This window comes from Ectopseudomonas oleovorans, assembly GCF_029845265.1.
Lineage (GTDB): Bacteria > Pseudomonadota > Gammaproteobacteria > Pseudomonadales > Pseudomonadaceae > Aquipseudomonas > Aquipseudomonas oleovorans.
The window spans coordinates 133,786-140,958 of sequence record NZ_JAOCLK010000006.1; the positions used below are offsets into that span (position 1 = coordinate 133,786).

Below are 7,173 nucleotides of genomic sequence, written 5' to 3' on the forward strand. Positions count from 1 at the left end.
GTGCGCTGATGCGTGGCAGCAGGCTCGGGCCGATGCCAGGCACGCCCCACAGATCGAGTTCGGTGGCGGTCTTGCCGATGGCCTGCTCGACGCTGATGCCGGTCTGTTCGGTGAAGGCGGTGTTGACCTCCAGCAGCACGCCGTCGACACGTCGGGCAATGATCAGGATGTCCGGGCATTGCTGGAACACCGAGGCGAACTTCTGTTCCGGCAGGCGCAATGCCTGCTCGGTCTGCTTGGCTTCACTGATGTCGACCATCAGGCCGCGAATCACCTGGTGGTCGTCGCGTTGCAGCAGGGTGACGATATCGCGCACCCACACCGTGAGCCCGTCAGCGGCGAGCAGGCGGTATTCCAGGGCGTGGTCGTTGCCGGCCGAGCATTGTTCCAGGCAGGTGCGCAGAGTGCGCTGGCGAACGTCCGGGTGCAGGTGGCGCTGCCAGAAGCCGGGCTCCAGCCATTCGTGCAGGGGTAACCCAGCAATTTTTCCGCATGGGGCGAGACGTAGGTGTAAGTGAGCCCGCTGGACTCGGTCTCCCAGGTGATGGCCGAGAGGCTTTCGACCATGTCGCGAAAGTGCTGCTCGCGGTTACGTAGTTCCTGCTCCAGCGCTTCGCGGTTGCGCATCTCGCGTTTCAGGCGGCGGTTGATGCGCAGGATGATGGCGATGACCGCCAGCAGACCGAGCAGGGCTGGCAGGCCGTAGAGCAGGGTTTCGTGCCAGACGTTGCGTTTGTCCAGCACGCTGCCGACCCAGGGTTCCTGCAAGGCGGCGATTTCTTCGGTGCTGAGCTCGGCGAAGAGTTTGTCGAGGATGCCGACCAGCATGCTCTGGCCACGCGGGGCGGCCATGGCCAACTGATAGCGATAGGGCGTCTCGCCGCTGATATAGACGCCGTCGAGCTTGAGCTGGCGCAGGCTCCAGACGCTGGAGGCAAGATCGCCGACCATGGCATCGACCTGGTTGGTCGCCAGCGCCTGCAGGGCGGCGGCGATGTTGCGCAGCGGCAGCAGGTTGAGATCGGGGTGTTGCTGGCGCAGCAGCTCGTGCGGTGCGTAGTCGGCCACCACGGCAATCTTCAAACCGTACCGCTCATTGAGCTTTCTCGACTGCGGCCCGCCGTTGCGGGCGAGGATGGCGATGGGCAAGTCCAGGTAGGGACGGGTGAAGATCAGGTATTCCTGGCGTTTGGGTGTCGACATCACGCCAGGGAGCTGGTCGACCTGGCCCATGTGCGGCTGCTCCAGTATCGCGCTCCAGTTGCTGGGCTCGACGGGCTGCAGCTTCACGTCAAGACGCTCTTCGATCAGCCGTACATAGGCGGCGGTCAGGCCGTGATCGTTACCCTGTTCGTCACGAAACTCGAAAGATGGCCAGGATACATCGACACCCAGGCGTAGTTCGGGGTGGGCTGCCAGCCAGGTGCGCTCGTCCTCGTTGAGTGTCAGGGCTAGGGCCGTGGTCATCCGGTACGCCAGGCACAACAGCACAATGGCCGGCAAGCGGGGCGTAACGGCCTCGTTTCGCGATCAGTATTATTGTACTGTAGATCGGCCTGCTGGGATGGCAGTTTGATTGCAGCGTCTGCGCTGCCTTTGGCTGGCGAGTGATCGGGCGTGCTGCCAAGAAAGCAAAACCCCCGGCCTGGGCCGGGGGTTCTGGTATCACTCGTCGAGGAAGGAGCGCAGATGCTCGCTTCGCGTCGGGTGGCGCAGCTTGCGCAGCGCCTTGGCTTCGATCTGACGGATACGCTCACGGGTAACGTCGAACTGTTTGCCCACTTCCTCAAGGGTGTGGTCGGTGTTCATGTCGATACCGAAGCGCATGCGCAGGACCTTGGCTTCACGGGCAGTGAGGCCGGCCAGCACTTCGCGAGTGGCTTCCTTGAGGCTTTCGACCGTGGCTACGTCGATCGGGGACTGCATGGTGCTGTCCTCGATGAAGTCGCCCAGATGCGAGTCTTCGTCGTCGCCAATCGGGGTTTCCATGGAGATCGGCTCTTTGGCGATCTTCAATACCTTGCGGATCTTGTCCTCGGGCATTTCCATGCGCTCACCCAGCTCTTCCGGCGTGGGCTCGCGACCCATCTCCTGCAGCATCTGGCGGGAGATGCGGTTGAGCTTGTTGATGGTCTCGATCATGTGCACCGGGATACGGATGGTGCGCGCCTGGTCGGCAATCGAGCGGGTGATTGCCTGGCGAATCCACCAGGTGGCGTAGGTCGAGAACTTGTAGCCGCGACGGTATTCGAACTTGTCCACCGCCTTCATCAGGCCGATGTTGCCTTCCTGGATCAGGTCGAGGAACTGCAGGCCACGGTTGGTGTACTTCTTGGCGATGGAGATGACCAGGCGCAGGTTGGCCTCGACCATTTCCTTCTTGGCGCGGCGAGCCTTCGCCTCACCGATGGACATGCGACGGTTGATGTCCTTGATCTCGGCCAGGCTCAGGCTGCATTCGGCTTCCAGGTCAGCCAGCTTCTGCTGGCAGCGCTGGATGTCGCCCTGCAGCTTGCCCAGGGCTTCGGCGTACTTGGCCTTGCCCTTGGCCAGGTCGGCGGCCCAGTCCATGTCGATTTCGTTGCCCGGGAACAGGCGCAGGAAGTCGGCACGCGGCATGCGCGCATCACGGACGCACAGCTGCATGATGGCGCGTTCTTGCGCGCGCAGACGGTCGAGGGCGTCGCGCACCTTGGTAACCAGGGCGTCGTATTGCTTGGGCACCAGCTTGATCGGCATGAACAGCTCGGCCAGGGTGGCCAGCTCTTCGATGGCCTGCTTGCTGCCACGACCATGCTTCTTCAGCGCCTTGAGGACTTTGTCCTGCTGCTCGGCCACGGCGGTGAAGCGGCGAGCCGCTTCTTCCGGGTCCGGGCCACCATCGCCTTCTTCTTCCTCGTCGTCGCCGCTCTCGTCTTCTTCTTCGTCGTCGCTTGCTTCAGCGGCGGCGCCTTCCTTGACGGGGACGGGGGCGGCGGCTTCGTCAGGCACACTGCCGTCATCCGGGTCGATGTAGCCACTGAGGATCTCGGCCAGGCGGCCGCCCTCGGTGGTGACGCGGGTGTACTCGGCGAGGATGCTGTCAACGGTGCCGGGGAAGTGAGCGATGGCGCTCATGACTTCGCGGATGCCTTCCTCGATGCGTTTGGCGATTTCGATTTCGCCTTCGCGGGTCAGCAGTTCCACGGTGCCCATTTCGCGCATGTACATGCGCACCGGGTCGGTGGTGCGGCCGATATCGGTCTCAACGGCGGCGAGGGCGGCTGCAGCTTCTTCGGCTGCGGCTTCGTCGGTGTCGGCTTCGGCCAACAACAGGGCGTCCGCATCCGGAGCACTCTCGAATACGTTGATCCCCATGTCGTTGATCATGCGGATGATGTCTTCCACCTGTTCCGGATCGGAAATATCTTCCGGCAGGTGGTCATTGACCTCCGCGTACGTCAGGTAACCCTGCTCGCGACCGCGGCTGATCAATTCTTTCAAACGAGATTGCTGTTGCGCTTTTACGGACATAACACCCTATCCACTGAAGGTCTTGGCGGGCTGAAAACAAGCCGAGGATTATACCCCGGTTTTGGCTTTAGGCGCCAGCTGGGGACTTGCTGCCCGGCGAGGAGGTGATGCTGTAGTGCTCTCTGAGCAAGGTCTTTTCCTCGTCGGTGAGCTCGCTGGGGCTTTTATGAATGATGCTGCGGAGCGCCTTTTCACGCCGCCTCTGCGATTGACTGTTTGCAAGTGTAGTAATGGTGTCGAAAAACTGCTGTTCAAGGTTGTCGCCCTGAATCAGCCATTCCTTTTCCGCCAGTGCCCGCAGCAGGCGGCCCTGTTCGGTGCCGTGCCAGCGAGCGATCAGTTGCAGCGAACGCAGGTTGGGCGTCTTCTGCAGGGCGCCGACCAGCGCAACGAGTAGTTGGGCGTAGGTGTCTTCTTCGTCGGCGAAGTGGCTGACATCCTCGACCTTTTGCGCCAGATGCGGGTGGTGCAGCAGCGTGCGCAGGGCGATCAGATGTGGGGATTCGACGCTCACGGGCGTGCGCGGGGCACGTGGCGCGAAGTCGCCTTTGCCCTTTTTGTGCCACTTGCCGCTGCTGTCCTTTTTCCAGCTGCCTTTGCCGCTTTCGTTGCTGCGCTCGTAGTGCTGCTGGGGGGGCGCAGGTTGCTCGTAGCCGCCGACGTCCGGCAGGGAGTCGTAGTAGGCGCTGTCGGGGATGTCGCCGTAATCCGGGTAATCGCTGCCGGGCGTCTGACTGCTGGTGCTCGGTGCGTGGTTGCGCGCTGCGCTGCCAGCGACCTGACTCAGTGCTTCGCCGGAGAGGCCGGTGATTTCGCTCAGGCGCTGGCGCATCAGCGCGCGCAGGTTGTTGCCGGGGATCTTGTCGATCAAGGGCGCGGCCAGGGTGACCAGGTGCGCCTTGCCTTCCAGCGAGCGTGGGTCGGCTTCTTCGCACAGTTGCTGGAAGAAGTAGTCGGCCAGCGGTTGTGCGTGCTGGTTGATGCGGGCGCGGAAGGCATCGGTGCCTTCCGTGCGCACCAGGGTGTCCGGGTCTTCGCCGTCGGGCAGGAACAGGAAGCGCGCGCGGCGACCGTCCTGCAGGCTCGGCAGGGTTGACTCCAGGGCGCGCCAGGCGGCGTTGCGCCCGGCGGCGTCGCCGTCGAAGCAGAACAGCACGCTGGGCACGATGCGGAACAGACGCTTGAGGTGCTCTTCGCTGGTGGCCGTGCCTAGGGTTGCCACGGCGTTGCGCAGGCCTTGCTGGGCCAGGGCGATGACGTCCATGTAGCCTTCGACCACCATGATCTCGTCGAGATCGCGATTGTGCTTGCGCGCCTCGTACAGGCCGTAGAGTTCCTGGCCCTTGTGGAACACCGGAGTTTCCGGCGAGTTCAGGTATTTGGGCTTGTCGTCGCCCAATACGCGGCCACCGAAGGCGATCACCCGGCCACGGCTGTCGCGGATGGGGAACATGATGCGGTCGCGGAAGCGGTCGTAGCGCCTGCCGTTCTCGGCGTTCTCGATCAGCAGGCCGGCGTCGATCATGGCTTTCTGCTGCAGGGCGTCGGCGCCCAGTTGCTTGAGCAGGTTGTCCCAGCCGGGCGGGGCGAAGCCGATGCCGAAGTCACGGGCGATCTCACCGGTCAGGCCGCGGCCCTTGAGGTAATCCACGGCGTACTTGCGCTGTGGATGGCTCTTCAGCGCCTGGCGATAGTGCTCGGCGGCGGCATTGAGCAGCGGGTAGAGCGGTGAATCGACGGGCTGCCTGGGTTTGTGTCCGCGGCCGCTTTCCTCGCGTGGTACATCCATGCCGGCGCGCTTGGCCAGCTCCTCGATCGCCTGGGGGAACTCCAGTTGATCGTGGTCCATGACGAAGCCGAGGGCATTACCGCCGGCGCCGCAGCCGAAGCAGTAGTAGAACTGCTTGTCCGGGCTGACGGTGAAGGAGGGGGTCTTTTCCTTGTGAAACGGGCAGCAGGCGCTGTAGTTCTTGCCGGTCTTCTTCAGCTGGATGCGCGAACTCACCACGTCGACGATGTCGGTGCGGTTGAGCAGGTCATCGATGAAGGATTGCGGGATCAGGCCGGCCATAGACGCTCAGAATACTGCCCGGGTGGGCACTCAGAAAGCAGAAAACTCCGCTGTTCACCCGAGGTGAGGCGGAGTTCCTGAAAAAGCAATGCCCGGCACAGACCGGGCATTCGGGCGTTGCGTGTACGGATTAGTACAGGCGAACGCTGCGACGCTGCTCGCGCTGCACTTTCTTGGCGTGACGCTTAACAGCGGCAGCGGCCTTGCGCTTACGCTCGGCGGTCGGCTTTTCGTAGAATTCGCGGCTGCGAACTTCAGCCAGTACACCGGCTTTTTCGCAGGAGCGCTTGAAACGACGCAGGGCTACGTCGAAGGGTTCGTTCTCTTTAACTTTGACGGCTGGCATCCAGGTCGTACCTATCTTCAATTACCGGTTTCAACGCGTGCCCGGCAGATGGCTCGGGATGCGTCGGTTTTCAAGGGTTGCGGATATTACCGCCTCGCGCCGAGGAATGCAAAGGCCTCTGATCGAAAAGCGCTGGCCGCTCCGCCGGGCGGCGCTTATCATGCGCGCCTTTGTTCCACGCGGCAAATCAAGGCTCAAGCTCCATGCTCGTACTGGGATTGGAAACCTCCTGTGATGAAACCGGCGTCGCGCTGTATGACAGCGAGCGCGGTCTGCTGGCCGACGCCCTGTTCAGCCAGATCGACCTGCATCGCGTTTATGGCGGCGTGGTGCCCGAGTTGGCTTCTCGCGATCACGTCAAGCGCATGCTGCCACTGATCCGCCAGGTGCTGGATGAGGCGGGCAAACAACCCGGCGATATCGACGCCCTGGCCTACACGGCCGGGCCGGGACTGGTCGGCGCACTGCTGGTGGGCGCCTCCTGCGCGCAGGCGCTGGCCTTTGCCTGGGGTGTGCCGGCCGTGGGCGTGCATCATATGGAAGGTCATCTGCTGGCGCCGATGCTGGAAGAACAGCCGCCGGCCTTTCCGTTCGTCGCCTTGCTGGTCTCCGGTGGCCATACCCAACTGGTGCGCGTCGATGGCATTGGCCAGTACCAGTTGCTCGGCGAGTCGCTGGACGACGCCGCCGGTGAGGCCTTCGACAAGACCGCCAAGCTGATGGGACTGAATTACCCGGGTGGTCCGGAAATCGCCAAGCTGGCCGAGCAGGGCGCGCCGGGGCGCTTCGTCTTCCCGCGGCCGATGACCGATCGCCCGGGGCTGGATTTCAGCTTCAGCGGCCTCAAGACCTTTGCGCTCAATACCTGGCAGCAATGCCGCGACAGCGGTGACGACCTCGACCAAGCCCGTCGCGACATCGCGCTGGCCTTCCAGCAGGCGGTGGTTGAGACTCTTACCATCAAGTGCAAGCGCGCGCTCAAGCAGAGCGGGTTGAACAGCCTGGTCATCGCTGGTGGCGTGAGTGCCAACAAGGCGCTGCGTGAGCATCTGGAGCGCATGCTGGGCGAAATGAAGGGCAAGGTGTTCTACGCGCGTCCGCGTTTTTGCACTGACAACGGTGCGATGATCGCCTACGCCGGTTGTCAGCGTTTGCTGGCCGGGCAGCATGAGGATCTGGCGATCAAGGTGCAGGCGCGTTGGCCGATGGAGTCGCTGCCGGCGATTTGAGCTCTCGTTGGAAT

General features: G+C 63.1%; 4 protein-coding genes and 1 pseudogene. 1 reads left to right on the plus strand and 4 read right to left on the minus strand.

Going from position 1 to position 7,173, the window contains the following annotated elements; genetic code table 11:
• Positions 1-7: 7 nt before the first annotated feature.
• The 4 genes and pseudogenes from N5J71_RS05130 to rpsU all read right to left on the minus strand — a co-directional run.
• Positions 8-1,467, minus strand: a pseudogene (locus N5J71_RS05130) (PAS domain S-box protein); the annotation flags it as partial.
• A 198-nt stretch (positions 1,468-1,665) separates the two neighbouring features.
• Positions 1,666-3,513: an RNA polymerase sigma factor RpoD gene (rpoD, locus tag N5J71_RS05135; protein ID WP_279916445.1), complete on the minus strand. Its 1,848-nt coding sequence runs from the start codon at positions 3,511-3,513 to the stop codon at positions 1,666-1,668.
• 67 nt (positions 3,514-3,580) lie between these two features.
• Positions 3,581-5,584 (minus strand): DNA primase, encoded by a 2,004-nt coding sequence (dnaG, locus tag N5J71_RS05140; protein WP_279916446.1) that lies wholly within the window; start codon positions 5,582-5,584, stop codon positions 3,581-3,583.
• Between the two features lie 130 nt (positions 5,585-5,714).
• Positions 5,715-5,930 carry a 30S ribosomal protein S21 gene (gene rpsU, locus N5J71_RS05145; protein ID WP_003290642.1) on the minus strand — a complete coding sequence of 72 codons (216 nt, stop codon included), beginning with the start codon at positions 5,928-5,930 and terminating at the stop codon, positions 5,715-5,717.
• A gap of 203 nt (positions 5,931-6,133) precedes the next feature.
• Here rpsU and tsaD point away from each other — a divergent pair, with 203 nt between their 5' ends.
• A complete protein-coding gene (gene tsaD / locus N5J71_RS05150; RefSeq protein WP_279916447.1) occupies positions 6,134-7,159 on the plus strand; it encodes a tRNA (adenosine(37)-N6)-threonylcarbamoyltransferase complex transferase subunit TsaD in 1,026 nt (341 codons plus the stop codon).
• Positions 7,160-7,173 lie beyond the last annotated feature (14 nt).

What these genes read in the sequence shown, in the direction of transcription:
- rpoD (WP_279916445.1), bottom strand. Translation starts at nt 3,513, where the DNA reads ATGTCCGTAAAAGCGCAACAGCAATCTCGTTTGAAAGAATTGATCAGC.
- dnaG (WP_279916446.1), bottom strand. Translation starts at nt 5,584, where the DNA reads ATGGCCGGCCTGATCCCGCAATCCTTCATCGATGACCTGCTCAACCGC.
- rpsU (WP_003290642.1), bottom strand. Translation starts at nt 5,930, where the DNA reads ATGCCAGCCGTCAAAGTTAAAGAGAACGAACCCTTCGACGTAGCCCTG.
- tsaD (WP_279916447.1), top strand. Translation starts at nt 6,134, where the DNA reads ATGCTCGTACTGGGATTGGAAACCTCCTGTGATGAAACCGGCGTCGCG.